14 protein-coding genes are annotated in these 15,668 nt (G+C 59.6%); 8 read left to right on the forward strand and 6 right to left on the reverse strand.

Annotated features, from left to right (window positions below; translation table 11 throughout):
- Positions 1-76 precede the first annotated feature (76 nt).
- Positions 77-484 (forward strand): large-conductance mechanosensitive channel protein MscL, encoded by a 408-nt coding sequence (gene mscL, locus GWQ29_RS02875; RefSeq protein WP_005317444.1) that lies wholly within the window; start codon positions 77-79, stop codon positions 482-484.
- A gap of 85 nt (positions 485-569) precedes the next feature.
- Positions 570-2,105 (forward strand): sensor domain-containing diguanylate cyclase, encoded by a 1,536-nt coding sequence (locus GWQ29_RS02880; protein WP_275918713.1) that lies wholly within the window; start codon positions 570-572, stop codon positions 2,103-2,105.
- Here GWQ29_RS02880 and xerD read toward each other — a convergent pair.
- Positions 2,102-3,013 (reverse strand): site-specific tyrosine recombinase XerD, encoded by a 912-nt coding sequence (xerD, locus tag GWQ29_RS02885; protein ID WP_265462845.1) that lies wholly within the window; start codon positions 3,011-3,013, stop codon positions 2,102-2,104. The genes GWQ29_RS02880 and xerD overlap by 4 nt on opposite strands.
- Before the next feature lie 205 nt (positions 3,014-3,218).
- On the opposite strand from xerD, the gene fldB reads away from it, so the two are divergent.
- The 4 genes from fldB (at position 3,219) to GWQ29_RS02905 (ending at position 7,197) form a co-directional block, all read left to right on the forward strand.
- Positions 3,219-3,737 carry a flavodoxin FldB gene (gene fldB, locus GWQ29_RS02890; protein ID WP_005317454.1) on the forward strand — a complete coding sequence of 173 codons (519 nt, stop codon included), beginning with the start codon at positions 3,219-3,221 and terminating at the stop codon, positions 3,735-3,737.
- Between the two features lie 196 nt (positions 3,738-3,933).
- Positions 3,934-5,334, forward strand: a complete 1,401-nt coding sequence (locus GWQ29_RS02895) for a TldD/PmbA family protein (RefSeq protein ID WP_275918714.1) — start codon at positions 3,934-3,936, stop codon at positions 5,332-5,334.
- Positions 5,334-6,674, forward strand: a complete 1,341-nt coding sequence (locus GWQ29_RS02900; protein ID WP_275918715.1) for a TldD/PmbA family protein — start codon at positions 5,334-5,336, stop codon at positions 6,672-6,674. Before GWQ29_RS02895 ends, GWQ29_RS02900 begins: the two co-directional genes overlap by 1 nt.
- Positions 6,675-6,891: 217 nt before the next feature.
- Positions 6,892-7,197, forward strand: coding sequence for a hypothetical protein (locus tag GWQ29_RS02905; protein WP_005317463.1), 306 nt, complete (start codon positions 6,892-6,894; stop codon positions 7,195-7,197).
- Between the two features lie 83 nt (positions 7,198-7,280).
- On the opposite strand, the gene GWQ29_RS02910 is transcribed toward GWQ29_RS02905, so the two are convergent.
- The 5 genes from GWQ29_RS02910 to GWQ29_RS02930 all read right to left on the reverse strand — a co-directional run bounded on the left by GWQ29_RS02910 (position 7,281) and on the right by GWQ29_RS02930 (position 13,001).
- Positions 7,281-8,201, reverse strand: a complete 921-nt coding sequence (locus GWQ29_RS02910) for a L,D-transpeptidase family protein (protein WP_021138156.1) — start codon at positions 8,199-8,201, stop codon at positions 7,281-7,283.
- Positions 8,202-8,466: 265 nt separating this feature from the next.
- Positions 8,467-9,750, reverse strand: coding sequence for a nucleotide disphospho-sugar-binding domain-containing protein (locus GWQ29_RS02915; RefSeq protein WP_275918716.1), 1,284 nt, complete (start codon positions 9,748-9,750; stop codon positions 8,467-8,469).
- Positions 9,750-10,625, reverse strand: coding sequence for a TauD/TfdA family dioxygenase (locus GWQ29_RS02920; RefSeq protein WP_275918717.1), 876 nt, complete (start codon positions 10,623-10,625; stop codon positions 9,750-9,752). The genes GWQ29_RS02915 and GWQ29_RS02920 overlap by 1 nt, the downstream gene beginning before the upstream one ends.
- A 10-nt stretch (positions 10,626-10,635) precedes the next feature.
- Positions 10,636-11,610 carry an isocyanide synthase family protein gene (locus GWQ29_RS02925; protein WP_021138153.1) on the reverse strand — a complete coding sequence of 325 codons (975 nt, stop codon included), beginning with the start codon at positions 11,608-11,610 and terminating at the stop codon, positions 10,636-10,638.
- A 542-nt stretch (positions 11,611-12,152) separates the two neighbouring features.
- Complete coding sequence (locus tag GWQ29_RS02930) at positions 12,153-13,001, reverse strand: patatin family protein (protein WP_275918718.1); 849 nt, start codon at positions 12,999-13,001, stop codon at positions 12,153-12,155.
- Between the two features lie 143 nt (positions 13,002-13,144).
- Between GWQ29_RS02930 and GWQ29_RS02935 the strand changes: the two genes are divergently transcribed.
- Together GWQ29_RS02935 and pepE are read left to right on the forward strand one after the other, a co-directional pair.
- Positions 13,145-14,509: an endonuclease/exonuclease/phosphatase family protein gene (locus GWQ29_RS02935; RefSeq protein ID WP_275918719.1), complete on the forward strand. Its 1,365-nt coding sequence runs from the start codon at positions 13,145-13,147 to the stop codon at positions 14,507-14,509.
- 229 nt (positions 14,510-14,738) lie between these two features.
- On the forward strand, positions 14,739-15,476 hold the full coding sequence (gene pepE / locus GWQ29_RS02940) for a dipeptidase PepE (protein WP_275918720.1): 738 nt from the start codon (positions 14,739-14,741) through the stop codon (positions 15,474-15,476).
- Positions 15,477-15,668 lie beyond the last annotated feature (192 nt).

Genomic DNA, 15,668 nt, shown 5'->3' on the forward strand with positions numbered 1-15,668 from the left:
CTCTGTTTTCCTGATGCTTGATTATTCAAATTTTGATGCGGCGACGGCTGCAATTTACCCATTTTTGGAGGGAAACATGAGTCTGATTCAAGAGTTCAAGGCCTTTGCCGCCCGAGGCAACGTCATCGACATGGCGGTCGGTATCATCATTGGCGCCGCTTTCGGCAAAATCGTCTCCTCCTTCGTGGGCGACGTCATCATGCCACCCATCGGCCTGATCCTGGGTGGTGTGGACTTCAGCGATCTGGCCGTGACCCTGAAGGCCGCCGAGGGTGCAACCCCGGCCGTGGTCATCGCCTACGGCAAATTTATTCAGACCATCATCGATTTTCTGATCATCTCCTTCGCCATCTTCATGGGGCTCAAAGCCATCAACACCCTCAAGAAGAAGCAGGAAGAGGCAGCAGCCCCCGCCGGTCCCACCAAGGATCAGGAGCTGTTGAGCGAAATTCGCGATCTGCTCAAGTCGCAACAAGGCAAGTAAACAGCTCATATAAGCAGCGACCACATATCACGATGCCCATCAGCTATGGTTATACCTATTCCATCGCTAGATAGGCATCGTGACTATGTCAGTGACCCCCTCATCCAGCTCCAATCACAGTTTTATTCTTCGCTTTCTATTTTTGCTGGCGCTGCCTCTTGTTTTGACAACGTTGGGCAGCGCATATCTTTTTTCTGTGATGCAAAAAAACACCCTGCTGAATACAATGCGGTTTTTTAATGACAGCACTGGCCAGCAATGGGATAACTCGCTGTCTTCTGTCGAACGACAAATAAACATCATCATCGATGACATTAAAAAAAACGATGGCCAATTGCCGATTTCCTTGCGCACCAGATATCACGATATTTGGCAATATCTTCTTTATCCTGACGGACCGATAAAAACGGTTTATTATGTATTGAAAAATAATGAGAAAACCAACTTCTCGCTGGCATCCATGCCACAAGATATCAATGTAACCCAACGAACTTGGTACCAGAATGCGATGGAAAAGCCAAGTACCAGTATCTGGAGCTCACCTTATATTGATGCCGTTCAAAAAACACCTGTCGTAACGCTTTCTCATGCAGTATTGAATAATCAAGGCAATTTTCTGGGAGTAATCGGTATAGATCTCAACTTGAAGGTTTTTTCAGCCAGAATAGGCAGGCTGTTGGAGAGCGGTGACAAGGTCGGCTATATGCTTTACGACCGAGGCAGCAGACTGGTTATCGCCCACAGTGATCCGCTTGAAAACGGCATGCCATTGGTCACATCCTGGACTGATGAACTGAAAGGTCGCAATGGCTCATTCATGAGTACGGATGGAGAGCTCATCGCTTACCATGCATTGCATAATAATCCGTCCTGGCTGGTCATCACAGTGTTCCCTTTTACCAACAGTTTTTTGATTGGTGAAATGTTGCCAACCACATTAATCAGCCTGATATTGTCGCTCTCTATTTTTACGCTGGTCGCTATCATTTTCAGACAGCGACTGGAGCATACAATAAGCACTTTGGTTCAAGTGGTGCGCCAATTAAGGGTCACACCAGCAGGACAACAAATTGTGATCCCAAAACTGGCCGGCATTGAAGAGCTGGAAGATGAAATAGTGATGATTTCAGACAAAATGCAGGCAGAGACAGAGAAATCTCTGCGTGATGCTTTAACCGGCTTATACAACCGCCGCCATCTGGAAGAGACCTTGGGCACGCTACACAGAGATAATCACCAATACATATTGGCGATTATCGACATTGATAACTTCAAACGAATCAATGATACCTATGGCCATCCAATCGGCGATGCCGTCTTAAAGCGCACAGCTCAGCTCGGTAACCAATTGCTGGAGGAACACGCAATCCTTTGCCGCTTTGGGGGAGAAGAGTTTGTCGCTATTTTTGAACAAACTGACATTGCCAGCGCGCAGCAGTTGATGGAGCTGTGGCGCGCCAGCATGGGTCAGCAGGATTGGCGTGAACCAGGCTTGAGCGTCTCCTTTAGCGGCGGCATTGCCGAATCCCTCGATACCCCACCGGACAGTGTGATGGCCCGCGCGGATGCTGCCCTCTATCAGGCAAAGCAAACGGGCAAGAATCGCCTGCAGCGCGCTTAAGCACGTGGATGGTGCTCGCCGTGCAGCGCCTTGAGCCGTTCGTTGGCCACATGAGTGTAAATCTGGGTAGTGGAGAGATCGGCGTGGCCCAACAGCATCTGCACCACCCGCAGATCGGCGCCATGGTTGAGCAGATGGGTAGCAAAGGCGTGGCGCAGGGTATGGGGAGACAACTCCCCGCGAATACCAGCACGCTGGGCATAGAGCTTGATCCTGTGCCAGAAGGTTTGACGGGTCATCATGCGGGCCTGCTTGGAGGGAAATACCACGTCCGAGCTGGTGCCCCCCAGCAGCAGGGTGCGGGCCTCCCGGTAGTAACGCTCCAGCCAGTGCACTGCTTCCTCCCCCATGGGCACCAGTCGCTCCTTGTTGCCCTTGCCTACCACCCGCACCAGCCCCTGACGCAGGCTGACATGCTCGGCGGTGAGCCCCACCAGCTCGGATACCCGCAGCCCTGTGGCGTAGAGCAGCTCCAGCATCGCCTTGTCCCTCAGCTCCAGCGGGTCGTCCACCAGCGGTGATTGCAACAGTGCTTCCACCTCGACTTCACTCAAGTCAGAGGGCAGCTTCTTGGGCAGTTTGGGCCCCTCCAGCAACACGGTCGGATCATCGCTGCGCAGCTTTTCGCGGTTCAGATACTGGTAAAAGCGGCGCAGGGCAGACAGAAAGCGAGCCGTGCTGCTGGCGGCAAACTGGTGGTCCACCCGCCAGGCGAGATAGTGCTGTATGTCATCCATCCCCGCCAGCAACAAAGAGCGCCCCTGCCCGTCGAGCCAGAAAGCAAATTTCTCCAGATCGCTGCGATAGGAGCTGACAGTGTTGTCAGAGAGTCCCCGCTCCAGCCAGAGGGCGTCGAGAAAGGGTTCGATCAGGGGATGATTGTGCACGGCGGGGGCTGGCTTGGTCATGGTACTGGGTCTTGGGCAAACGGTGGCTCATTGTAGCGCGCCCGGCGCCGGACGACAGCGGGATCTGAGGGCCTGCGCCACGCTTGCCCCGTGAAGGGCGTCGGTCTATCTGCTAAACTGGCGCCCCTCCCTGTTGCCTCCGGGCGCGTACGCCCCACGCGCCGCCAGGATGAAGAGCGATCTGTTTTACGGTAAGGACAGTGCGATGAAGATAGGTTTGTTTTACGGTTCCACCACCTGTTACACCGAGATGGCCGCAGAGAAGATCCGCGCCCTCATTGGCCCCGAGCTGGTCGATATCCATAACATCAAGGATGTGCCCCTTGTCCGCATGCAGGAGTACGACATCCTGATCCTGGGCATCTCCACCTGGGATTTCGGCGAACTGCAGGAAGATTGGGAATCCCGTTGGGAAGACATAGCCGATGTCAATCTGGAGGGGCGCATCATAGCCCTGTTTGGCATGGGCGATCAGCTGGGATATGGCGAATGGTATCAGGATGCCCTCGGCCTCCTGCACGATCAGCTGGTGCCCAAGGGGGTCAAACTGGTGGGTTACTGGCCAAACGAAGGGTACGAGTTCGACGCCTCCAAGGCGTTGATCGACGATGGCCGGCATTTTGTCGGGCTGGCCCTCGATGACGCCAACCAGTATGACCAGACCGAATCTCGCATCGAGCAGTGGGTCGACCAGATCCTCGGCGAGATCCACGAACTGTTGTGAGCCCCTGACCGACGGCCAGTGTCCCGATGCATTGGCCGTCCGGGCGCAGTTATCGCACCGATTTTCTCAATCGGTATCATCGCTTGACGCTATAGCGACTTTTTTGTGCTGGTCTGCAACAATGCAATCGACACCCCATAACACAATCAGAACGGGTGTCGGAAGCAAACAGGAACAGACCAGAAAAGGATATTCTATGACCCCATTCTCCCTGTTGGCCCCTGCCATTGCCCGCGACGTACTCGATCACGCGCTGGCGCTAGGGGCTGACTTCGCCGAGCTGTTTGTGGAGCGCAAACGCCGCAGCCAGCTCAGCCTGCTCTCCAGCCAGATAGAGAACATCAGTGGCGGCCTCGATTTCGGCATAGGCGTGCGCCTGTGCTACGGCCACAAGGTGCTCTACGGCTACACCAATCTGGCCAGCCGCGACGAACTGCTGCGCATCGTCACTCTGCTGGCGGCCAAAGACAGACGCGACCCAGTGGTGACCGCCACCGCCTTCGATTTCACCCGATTGACCGATCGCAACCCGGTGGCGTTGCCGCTGTCAGCCGACAAGCAGCTGGAGCAGAAGATTGCCTATCTGCACGCCATGGATGTGGTGGCCCGCGCCGAAAACAGCAAGGTGAGCCAGTTCTCCGGCAATGTGCTGGGCTGGGAGCAGGAGGTGGAGATCTTCAACAGCGAAGGGTTGCAGGTGAGCGATCGCCGCCACTACAACCGCATCATGGCCCAGACCATCGCCGTTGAGGGGAGCGAGCAGAGCGTAGGCTATGAGGCGCCCGGTGCCCTGATGGGCTGGGAACACGCAGATCGTATCGATCCGCGCGAGCTGGCCCTCACTGCCACTCGCCAGGCGCTGGTGAAACTCGGTGCAGCCCCCTGCCCGAGCGGCACCCTGCCGGTCATCATGGAGAGCGGCTTTGGCGGCGTCATCTTCCACGAGGCCTGCGGCCACCTGCTGGAGACCACCTCGGTCGCCAAGAAGGCCTCGGTATTCCACGACAAGATGGGCCAGCTGATCGCCAATCCGGCAGTCAGCGCCGTGGATGAAGGCTTGCAGAGCAACGCCTGGGGCTCCATCAACGTCGATGACGAAGGGATGGCGACCCAGCACACCCAGCTCATCAAAGACGGCGTGCTGACCGGTTTTCTGGTGGACAGAATGGGCGCCCTCAAGACTGGCTACGCCCGCACCGGCTCGGGAAGGCGCGAATCCTACAAATACGCCCCTACCTCTCGCATGCGCAACACCTATATCGAGCCGGGCAACCACAGCCTCGACGATATGCTGGCCACGGTCGAGCACGGCATCTATGCCAAGAAGATGGGGGGCGGCTCGGTGCAGCCGGGTACCGGCGAGTTCAACTTCAACGTGCAGGAGGCCTATCTCATCGAGCACGGCAAGATCACCCGCCCGCTCAAATCGGCGACCCTGATCGGCACGGGCCCGCAAGTGCTCAAAGAGATCTCCATGGTCGGGAGCAATCTGGCGCTGGCCGCCGGCATGTGCGGCTCCGTCTCGGGCTCGGTACCCACGTCTGTCGGCCAACCCGCCTTGAAAGTTGACAAGATCCTAGTAGGAGGGAACGCCTGATGAGCACACTCGATATGAACAACCTGCTCACCCGCCTGCTGGAGAAGGTCGCCGATCTGGGCGCCGAGGCGGATATCATCGCCAATCAGGACAAAGCCTTCTCCCTCAAGGCCGACAAGGGCGAGCTCGGGGAATACAAGGTCACCAGCAGCCAGCAGCTCGGTATCCGTCTGATCAAGGATGGACGGGTCGGCATTGCCTACTCGGAATCCCTCGATGAGGCGGCGCTGGATGCCATGTTGCAGGATGCGCTGGATGCCAGCCGCTTTGCCAAGGTGGACCCGGATCAGCGCATCTCGGTTGCCGGCAGCCGGATCAGCACCGACTGCACCGAGATACACCAGCCCGATACCACGGCGGTAGAGGAGAAGATCGCCCTGGCCCTGCGCCTCGAGGCGGATATGCTGGCACAACCTGATGTGACCGGTGCCCCCTACAACAGCTTCTTCGAGGGGGAGAGTCGCCTCTGGCTCGCCAACAGCCTGGGCAGCCTCTGCCAGCACAGTGAATTCAGCGTCGGCTGCTATACCTCGGCGCTGGTAGAGCGGGATGGCCGCCAGTCGATGCACTCGCAAGGGCAGTATGGCCGCCGCTTCGACGAGCTGGCTAGCCAGACCCTTATCGAACAGATCTACGTAGTGGCCCATGACCTGCTGCCAGGGGAAGCGGTACCGAGCGGTCGCTACAGCGCCATTTTCAGCACCAACTGCTTCGCCAGCCTGTTTGGCTGCTTCCAGGCAGCGCTGTCGGGCAAGTGGGCCCAGCAGGGGATCAACCCCTGGCGAGACAAGGTGGGCCAGTCTGTGGCTTCCCGCTGGCTCACCCTGGAGAGCCGGGCCTATATGCCGGGCGGCATGAACATCAAGGCATTCGATGGCGAGGGGACAGCCACCTCGGATCTGTTGCTGATTGGCGAGGGCGAGCTGAAAACCCTGCTCCACAACAGCGCCACCGCCCACCACTTTGGCGTGGCGAGCAACGGCTCGGCCGCCCGCAGCGCCCGCAGCGCGCTGGATGTGACCACCCGCCATCTGGTGTTTGGCAAAGGCCCCCACAGCGAGGCAGAAGTCAAAACCGGCGAGTATCTGGAGCTGGTCAAACTCGATGGCCTGCACTCAGGGGCCGATGCGGTAAGCGGTGACTTCTCGTTCGGCGCGTCAGGGTTCCTGTGCCGGAATGGTGTGCGAATCCAGCCGGTGCGCGGCATCACAGTCGCAGGCAACTTCTACCGCCTGCTCGGCGAGCTGGAAGCGGTCGGTGACCGTCTGCAGCACAACGATGGCAAGGGCTTCTACGCGCCGCTGATCCGTTTCGGTGGTTTGAACATTGCGGGCAAGTAACCCTCGCATTTAAAGAGAAAACGGCACTTTGTCCCGTTCTGAACAGCAAGAGGGCAACCCCAAGGGTTGCCCTCTTTTTTATTCTTACTTGTGGCTTGGAGCTTGCCGGCTAATGGTCAAATAATGCTCATGCCCCGCCTGGCACCGTCGATACTGACAATGCAAGGCAATGCAAACGCGGTTTCCTACCAAAGTGCAAGACAATATGGAGGTCTGCATGAAGACAATCGCAATGGCGATCACCCTCGCCACACTGGGCATATCGATGGCACAGGCCGCTTCGGCAAGCAGCACAGGACGCATCACCTTCAGCGGCGCCATCGTGGAAGATGCCTGCCGCGTCAACCAGCAAGAGAAGCAGATGCAGGTCACCTGCCTCTCCGGCCCCTCACAAACAACCGAGACAGTTGATCTGCAACAGCTGGCAAGAGAGGCCTCAATGAGCCTCTCCCACAGTCAGGTTTCCTACCAGTGGGTCGATGAAGGCCGCACAATGGCGATCGTCACCATCAGCCACAAATAATCCCACTGCCGAGGACAGAAACAACAACGGCGACCATAAGGTCGCCGTTGTCATTACCGAGTCTCACATTCAAGCCATCAGGCTCAGGGGTTGAGACGCGTCGGCATACCGGTACGCTGTTCCAGCACCTGTTTGACCACATTGGAGTCGCTGTCGGCGTGAGCGATGAAGCGAGTAATGGCAGGAGTCATGGGAAGCGGCACGGACGCCGAGGAGTTGAACTCTTCCTCGTTGCGTGACAGTGGCTCATGGACTTCCATGTAGCGACCGCCATCGGGCTCGACCGTGGACTTGACCGGCTGGTTGACGAACTGGACGCGGGTGCCGACCGGCACGTTGTCGAACAGATACTTGATGTCGTCGGCGCGCAGGCGCACGCAGCCGCTGCTCACTCGCAGACCGATGCCGAAGGTGGCGTTGGTACCGTGGATGGCATACAGGTTGCCGATATAGAGGGCATGCAGACCCATGGGGTTGTCCGGACCCGCAGGCCAGACCGCAGGCAGTGTCTTGCCCTGGGCCGCATAACGGCGACGGATGTTCTCGGTCGGAGTCCAGGTCGGGTTGGCACGCTTGCGTTCAACCTTGGTGATCCAGTTTTCCGGGGTATTCACACCCAGCTGGCCGATACCGATGGGCAGCACTTCGACGACATTCTTGCCTTTCGGGTAGTAATAGAGGCGCATCTCGGCCACGTTGATGACGATCCCTTCACGGGGCGCATTTGGCAGGATCAGCTGATGAGGAATGATCAGCTTGCTGCCCGGTGTCGGCAGATAGGGGTCGACCCCGGGGTTGGCCTCCATGATGTTGGTCAGGCCCAACTGGAAGTCGGAGGCGATCTGCTCCAGCGGGCGATTGTCCGCGGGTACCACATACTCCAGGTTCTCACCGATCAGGCGGCTATTGGCAGCGGGCAGCTGGTATTCAACGGCAGCAGCCTGATAGCTGACCAGCGTCAGCGTAAATAAAAGGGCCGAAGCGGCAGTGCGAAAAGGATTCATAAAATTCCTGTGTGGTTTCCTGTACCAAGTTGGCCGGGGGCCGTGTCATCCTCGGTCTGACCTGTGACGAGTCACCTTGCGCCCGAGGCCAATCACCGAGCGCGCATTCTTCCCTGAGTCGGACAAAATTTCAACGTCAGGATGGCTCTTTTTGCATGAACAGTCTATTCACAGCCCCTGACTTGTCATTTTTACCCTTGCCAAGCTAACAATCAGCAAATGAGTAGAGCATGAACAAAAGGGAGACCCATGGGTCTCCCTCTCCTCAGCAGGCTCTGGCCAGCAGGCGGGTCACAGCCTCCCTGATGGCGGCCCTGGCATCCAGCCTCCCCATCTCGTCGGCCAGCAGGCGCGCCCGTGCCCGATAGCGCGGCTCGTGCACCACCTTGCGCACTGCCGCAGCCACGGCCTCTGCCGTCGGCTCGTTGCTGTGCAGATTGATGCCCACGCCACTCCATGCCACCCGGGTGGCCACCTCGGCCTTGTCCTCCCCTGTGCCTGCCACCACCAATGGCACACCGTGGGCCAGTGCGGCCTGCACAGAACCATAGCCGCCGTTGGTCACCAGCACGGCGGCACGGGGCAGCGCCAGCTCGAACGGCACATGGTCGGTGACGATGGCATTGGCGGGGATGGATGGCCCCAGCAGCACCGGATCCCGCCCGCCCGTAGTCAGCAGCAACTGCACCTCGTCACCCGCCAGCCCCTGCATGGCCGGGATCAGCAGTTGCCCCAGATCCACGTTGGCCAGGGTGCCCTGGCTGACGATGACCAGCGGCCGACCATCCAGCCGTTCCCACCAGGGCGGCGGCGTCAACGCAATCCCCGGTGGCAACAGGGGGCCGATATGACGGATCAGCCCCTCAAGCTCGGGTCGCTCATATTCAAAGCCGGCGCAGGAGAGCTGCAGGAAGGCATCCGGCGCAGTCACCATCACATCGGTGAAGGGGGCCGCCAGCGGCGGCGCCCCCGCCTCGGCCAGGGCAGTATCGAAGCTCTGCTGCACCTCGGCCTGCAGTCGCCGTGTCTGTTCATCCAGCCAGGGCAGTTCGCCAAGGGAGTGGCGCAGCTCGGGGGCGATGCGTGGGCCATAGAAGATGGCATCCGGGCTCGAGAAAGAGACGGGGTTCACCCCCAGCATCAGGATGGGAAGGCGCTGGCTGCGGGCCTGTTGCAGCAGCGGCAGCACACCGTAGAAGCCGTTCTCCACCAGCAGCAGATCCACCCCCTCTTCAGCGATCAGCGCCCGCAACCGGCTGTCATGTTGCGGGATGGGCGCGGCGAAGAAACGCCTGAGTGCCAGCGCCATCTGGGCAGTGCCGCTCAACTCGGCACGCTCGGGGAAGTGCTGCTCCAGCGCCCGGTAGTCAAAATCCACCTCGGGGGAGAAGGACACAAATTCTGCGCCGCTCTGGCGGATCCCTTTCTCGAACAGAGCGCCGCACAGCATCAACACCCTGTGCCCCTCCCCCACCAGCAGGCGGGCCACCGCCAGCATGGGGTTGACGTGGCCGGGGGTGGCGGTGGCCGCCAGCAAAATGGTCGCCATCACGCAGCCCCTTGCGGCGCCAGCGCCGGGTTGAGGCAGAGCGGACTGGCTTGGATATGGACCCGCTGGATATGGCGTGCCGAGCGGGCGGTGAAGCCTTCCCGCCCGTGCAGCAGGCCGAAGTTGTCGGCAATCACCACATCCCCGGGCTGCCACTGGTGAGCATAGAAGTAGCGGGGATCATAGAGTCGCTCGTGCAAATCCTGCAGGAAGGCGCCCTGCTCCTCGGGCGGGATCCCCTCAACCTGCAGCGCATGCTGGTTGAGGAAGCGAACCCCCTCGCGCGGCGGCTCGTTGTAGCGCATGACGGTTTCGCCGCTCACCGGATGAGGCACCAGCAGGGGCGAGCTCACCTCGCCACCGTAGTGCACCACCTGCTTGATGCGATAGGTGATCCGCACTCGCTCCCAGCGGGCCAGCCGCTCGCCATCGAGATCCACCAGCAGCTGGCGGGTATTGATGAAGGTGGTACGCCCGCCCTCATCGGCGGCAGGTGCATGCACGCAGTGAAACAGCTGGAACTCCGGCACGGTTGGCTTGTACATGCCATCCCAGTGCAGCGGCACATAGCTGGAGTCGAAAATATGATCGGTGGCGTTCTCGTGCTCCTTCACATCCAGCACGGCGCCGAAGGGCCACATCATGATCTCGCCCCAGCGCTCGGCGTAATGGGTCAGCCGCTCGGGGTCGACAAAACCCGAACCAAACCCACGCAGGATCAGTACGCCGTGGCGACGGGCCAGTTCGCGCAGCGACCCGACCGGCAGAGCCTGTACCGGCTGCTCGCTCCTGGCCGGTTCGATCAGCAGGCCAAAGGGAGCCTGGGGACGGATACGGCAGAGTTCGCCGCCGAGGGGAATAATGGATGCAGTCATGGTGAACTCCTCAGGCAGCGGCCCGCTTGCTATGGATCAGGTAGTGGCTCGGACGACCGTGGATATGGACCAGTTCGTGCTCCAGAGCCAGCACGTCGCGCCGTTTCATCAGCACGAACTGGCCATCCAGATTGGCCGCGACCCCGTGCCAAGGGGTGAGCCAGTCATCCCGGGTCGGCAGCATGTGAATGCCCATCTTCAGGCTGTGGCTGGCCTGGGGGTGGATGGAGAGACGGATGGCCTCGGGGAAGCGCTCCGCCAGCAGCTTGCCCCAGGCGCGGCTGCGCTGGATCACGCCGTGGGTGCGCGACTTGGCATCCCGCTGCAGCGCCGTGTTGGAGAGTGGCGTGTCCGGCAGCTGGCTGTCTTCATAGAGGAAGCGGGTCATGGCGCGATAGAGACGAACCCCCTCCTCCGTGGTCTTCACTTCTTCACTGATCTGCGCCAGCGGCTCGGCATAACGCTCGACCAGCTGTTCACGCAGGGTGTCGAAGTCGCGGCTGGCGCAGAACTCGGCCATGCCCGCCACCATCCCCAGGTGAAAGACCCCGAGGTGGGTCGCCCCCAGCTCCAGGATCAGCTGCTCTATGTGGGCCTGATAGGCATCGATGGCCGGGTCCGATACCCGGATCAGATCGCCGAAGACGTGGCCATCCGAGCAGATGAGGATCCGCATGCCGGGCCGGTAGTGCAGCTGGATGCGCTGGCAGAGGTGATTGAGAAAGCTGAGGGAGAGGCGCTCCGCCATGTCCGGCAGGGTGCCAAGTACCTTGTTCGGGTTCGGCGACTTGGTGGGAAAAGCGGGCAAGACGCAGGTGATGGTCTCACCCCGCTCGATGAAGGCTTGCAACCGGGGGATCTGGATGGCCGCCACCTCCTGCTCTTCGCTGTGCCGGTCCAGGATGGGATCGGGGAAGCGGCGACGATAGGGCAACAACTCGGCAAATATCTCACGGGCAATTTGATGGGAAGATAAACCACTCATTATTCCGGCTCCTTTAGGCAGGATAAAATCAATAAAGATGACTCTTTATCAATGCGTCCAGTCTCTGTCGTTATTATGGATGTATCCGTTTGCTACCCAAACGAATCGAGAGGGGACAGTAGCCGAGATGAAGTCAGGCTATCAATTCGCCATTAATGTAAAGAGATTCAACCCAGCGCTAACAATCTATTTCGCATAAGCAAACTCACTCTATGCATATGAATAAAAACAGATTTAATGAATACTTTGGCGTATTAAAAAGCACCAGTCAGGAAAGTTCCCCATCGGCTTTATTATTCCGTCACAATTTGACTCGTGGATTATTTAGCTCAACTTAACAGTGATATTTTCTCATGCCGTCAATGCTGACCATTTTGCTTTAAATATCGCAAACAATTATCCAGCTGCATATTAAGCAGACGAGCAGGGCGTGAGCTTTGGCAATCAAGACGGGGGGGCGGGCGAAATGATTCATCACTGACCCGCAGCGGCATCGCCATGGTTTTTCATGGTGGCGCCCCCGGGCGGAGCCGCCAGATGATTCAAGGCTGGGCCGGGTCGGCCGCCAGATAATCCAGGGCCGCCCGCCAGCCCATTTGGTAGCCCTGCTCCAGCCGCCCCTTGTCTGTGGTCATGCGACCGACCCGAAAGCCCGCCGGCGGGTGGATGAGCCGGATGCGGCAATCCGCCGGTGGCTGGCGGATGAAGTCGATGGCGTCATTGTAGCTGCGATGGCGCGCCAGGCTGGCGCGAGCCAGGGCCGGGGTCTGAGGCAGCAGATAACGGTGCAGGGCCGGCAGACGTGGCGCCCGCTTGCGATAACCCAGCGGCCGGGAGAGCACCACGGTAATCTCCCTCGCCCCCTGTTCGTAGGCGTATCGCACCGGGATCGAGTCGGCTACCCCGCCATCCGTCATGGCTTCCCCGCCGATGCGCACGAAGTCGCGATAGACCAGCGGCACAGAACAGGAGGCCTTGATCTGCTGCTCCAGCTCGGCCGCGTTCCCCTTGAGGTAGGCGGCCTGACCGTCCGAGACCCGGGTGGTCACCACTGTCAGCGGCACCGGATTGACGGCAAAGCGGGCCAGATCGAGTCGGCACTCGCGGATGGTGATCTCCCACAGCCAGTCGAGATCGAGCCAGTGACCGCCACGCACGAACCTGGCCAGACTGATGAACTCGGGGCGGCAGGAGTAGTCCGTGATGACGCTGTGGTTGCGTCCGCGCTGACCGGCCAGAAAAGCCGCCAGATTGACCGCTCCCGCCGAGACCCCGATACAGTGATCGAACGCCGTCCTGCCCTGTGCCAAAAAGGCATCCAGCACACCCGCGGCAAAAATGCCGCGCATGGCGCCCCCCTCGACCACCAGGGCCGTTTGCTGCCGACTCATCTCGCCTCCCGCTGATTTTACTCTGTGAATGGACTCACACTTTGACCCATCCGGTGCCCGACCCGGGGCTGGGATCCCTATAATGGGCGCGCCTCTGCTCTGGTGCCATGAGGTATAACTTATTGATGCTACGGAATATTACAATGAAAAAAATCAGCAAGTCCCTACTCGCCGCTGCCATTTCCCTCGGATTGATGGCAGGCTGTCACAGCAACAATGACTCCGAGACTCCAGATACCATGGTTCGCTTCGCTACCTTCAACCTCTCCTTTGATCGCACCGCTCCCGGCATGCTGAGCAGCGAGCTGGCCCTGACCCGCGCCGAGCAGGACACCCTGCTGGCTCGCCTCGCTGACGGCGGCCTGAGCGGCGCAGAGAAGACCAAAGCCCTGGACGTGCAGCAGATCCGCAATATCGCCGAGATAGTGCAGCGCACTCGGCCGGATGTGTTCCTGCTCAACGAATTCGACAACGACGGCAAAGGCGAAAATACCGCCGACCTGAAGGCGTTCAACGACAACTACCTGGCCCACGCCCAGCACAGCGAGGTGCAGGCCATCAGCTACCCTGTGCTGCAAAACTTCGCCACCAACACAGGCCTGATGAGCGGCCATGACCTCAACCTGGATGGCAAGGTGGGCAGTGGGCCGGACGACGCCTGGGGCTTTGGCAACTACCACGGCCAGTACGCCTTCGCCGTCATGTCCCAGTACCCCATCGATACCAAGCAGATCCGCACCTTCCAGCACTTCAAGTGGAAGGACATGCCCGGCGAATCGAACCCAGTCATCGACGACTGCAACAACCCCAAGGCGCCGATCCCGGCGGGCCGCCAGTGCGGTGATGCCTGGTATGACGACGCCGCCTGGCAGCAGTTTCCACTCTCTTCCAAGAACCACGCCGACGTGCCGGTGCGCATCAAGCGCGGCGACAAGGAGGAGGTGATCCACTTCCTCATCTCCCACCCGACCCCACCCATCTTCGGCAACGCGGCGCGCCACAACGTCAAGCACAATCGCGCCGAAGTCGCCTTCTGGCAGGACTACGTGGAGACCGCCAGCTACATGGTGGATGACGCGGGCAAGGCCGGCGGCCTGGCCGAGGGCGCCAAGTTCGTCATCGCCGGGGATCTCAACGCCGATCCCCAGATTGGCGACGGGGATCTCACCGCCATTCAAGATCTGCACAACCATGTACTGGTCAATCAGGCGGTCACCAACGGCGCCATCATACCGGTCAGCCAGGGCGGCCCCGAATGCCTAGCCAGCCAGCCGGATCAGTGCAAGCGCAACAACAAGCGCCCCACCCCGGAGCGCATCACCAGCAGCAGCGGCCTGCAGCTCGATCACCTGCTACCCTCCGCCAACCTGAACGCGGTCGCCTCGGGCGTGTTCTGGCCCGCCAGCTTCGAGCCGGGCTATCACCTGGTGTACGACGCCAAGCTCGGCATCGCCAAGGGGGTCAGCTCGGATCACCGGCTGGTGTGGGTCGACTTCAAGCTCGACTAACTTGATGGTGTTATCAATAATCAGGGGGCCCGCGGGCCCCCTGATTGTTTTCAAACAAAGTGAAGCGCCCTTGGTCACGGCAAGCGCCAAGGGGCACAGCAATGGGTATCATTGCCAAGGTGGGGCGACGGGATCACAGAACACGGGCACCAATGAGGCTAGAATGGGGACTCTTGTCGCCAGGCTCTGGCGATGATGCCTCCGCTTTCACTCATCAAGGACACGCTTCATGGAACTGCTTCTTCTCAGCAACGGTAAAGCCACCGAATTTCCGGGTCTGCTCGGTTGGGCCCGGGATAGGGTGCAAACCCTGCTCGCCCGCAAACAGGTCAAACGCATACTGCTGATCCCCTACGCCGTGATCCGCAGCGACTGGGATGCCCGCGCCCGCGATCTCACCGAGAGTCTGGGGGTGGAAGCCATCAGTATTCATCAGTTTGATGACCCTGTGGATGCCATCAATCAGGCTGATGCCATCTTCATCAGCGGTGGCAATACCTGGCGCCTGAACCAGCTGCTGCACGAATATGGTCTGGTCGTGCCAATCCAGCGCGCGGTGCGCGAGCGGGGCGTGCTGTATGTGGGCTGGAGTGCAGGCTGCAACGTGGCAACCCCCAGCATTCGCACCACCAACGACATGCCGGTGTGCAACGCCGCCGTGCTGCCTGCACTGGGCCTGTTCCCGTTGCAGATCAACCCTCATTATCTGGATGCCAGCATCAGCGGTCACATGGGCGAAACCCGCGACGAACGTCTGGCGGAGTTCTGCGCCATCAATCCGAGCGAATACGTGGTGGCCCTGCGCGAAGCCAGCCTGCTGCAGATAAGCGGTGAGAGCAGCGGCGACACCCTCGAATACTGGAGCGCCCGCGGCGAGAGCTACAAGATCTTCAAACACGGCGAGGAGGTGCAGGAATTCATGGATGCCACCCCGCTGGCGGCGTTGACGCCGTTCAAGGTGGCCTGACCATCCACATCACAGCCTGAAAAGCAAAAGAGGGATGGCGAAACCATCCCTCTTTCCCTTACCCCAGATAAAAAAGAACTTTCTTACAAACAAAATTTATCCCCAGCCATAAGAAACGCTTAGCAAAATATTTGTAGGCCACAACTGACCGCACCCCCTAAAAACACTTGAAACTGGCAGCATAACAATCCC

Origin of the sequence: Aeromonas sp. 2HA2, assembly GCF_029237345.1 — a bacterium.
In the GTDB taxonomy this organism is placed as follows: Bacteria; Pseudomonadota; Gammaproteobacteria; order Enterobacterales; family Aeromonadaceae; genus Aeromonas; species Aeromonas salmonicida.

What these genes read in the sequence shown, in the direction of transcription:
- fldB (WP_005317454.1), top strand. Translation starts at nt 3,219, where the DNA reads ATGAAGATAGGTTTGTTTTACGGTTCCACCACCTGTTACACCGAGATG.
- GWQ29_RS02925 (WP_021138153.1), bottom strand. Translation starts at nt 11,610, where the DNA reads ATGAGTGGTTTATCTTCCCATCAAATTGCCCGTGAGATATTTGCCGAG.
- GWQ29_RS02920 (WP_275918717.1), bottom strand. Translation starts at nt 10,625, where the DNA reads ATGACTGCATCCATTATTCCCCTCGGCGGCGAACTCTGCCGTATCCGT.
- GWQ29_RS02880 (WP_275918713.1), top strand. Translation starts at nt 570, where the DNA reads ATGTCAGTGACCCCCTCATCCAGCTCCAATCACAGTTTTATTCTTCGC.
- GWQ29_RS02935 (WP_275918719.1), top strand. Translation starts at nt 13,145, where the DNA reads ATGAAAAAAATCAGCAAGTCCCTACTCGCCGCTGCCATTTCCCTCGGA.
- GWQ29_RS02930 (WP_275918718.1), bottom strand. Translation starts at nt 13,001, where the DNA reads ATGAGTCGGCAGCAAACGGCCCTGGTGGTCGAGGGGGGCGCCATGCGC.
- GWQ29_RS02915 (WP_275918716.1), bottom strand. Translation starts at nt 9,750, where the DNA reads ATGGCGACCATTTTGCTGGCGGCCACCGCCACCCCCGGCCACGTCAAC.
- GWQ29_RS02905 (WP_005317463.1), top strand. Translation starts at nt 6,892, where the DNA reads ATGAAGACAATCGCAATGGCGATCACCCTCGCCACACTGGGCATATCG.
- GWQ29_RS02910 (WP_021138156.1), bottom strand. Translation starts at nt 8,201, where the DNA reads ATGAATCCTTTTCGCACTGCCGCTTCGGCCCTTTTATTTACGCTGACG.
- xerD (WP_265462845.1), bottom strand. Translation starts at nt 3,013, where the DNA reads ATGACCAAGCCAGCCCCCGCCGTGCACAATCATCCCCTGATCGAACCC.
- GWQ29_RS02895 (WP_275918714.1), top strand. Translation starts at nt 3,934, where the DNA reads ATGACCCCATTCTCCCTGTTGGCCCCTGCCATTGCCCGCGACGTACTC.
- GWQ29_RS02900 (WP_275918715.1), top strand. Translation starts at nt 5,334, where the DNA reads ATGAGCACACTCGATATGAACAACCTGCTCACCCGCCTGCTGGAGAAG.
- mscL (WP_005317444.1), top strand. Translation starts at nt 77, where the DNA reads ATGAGTCTGATTCAAGAGTTCAAGGCCTTTGCCGCCCGAGGCAACGTC.
- pepE (WP_275918720.1), top strand. Translation starts at nt 14,739, where the DNA reads ATGGAACTGCTTCTTCTCAGCAACGGTAAAGCCACCGAATTTCCGGGT.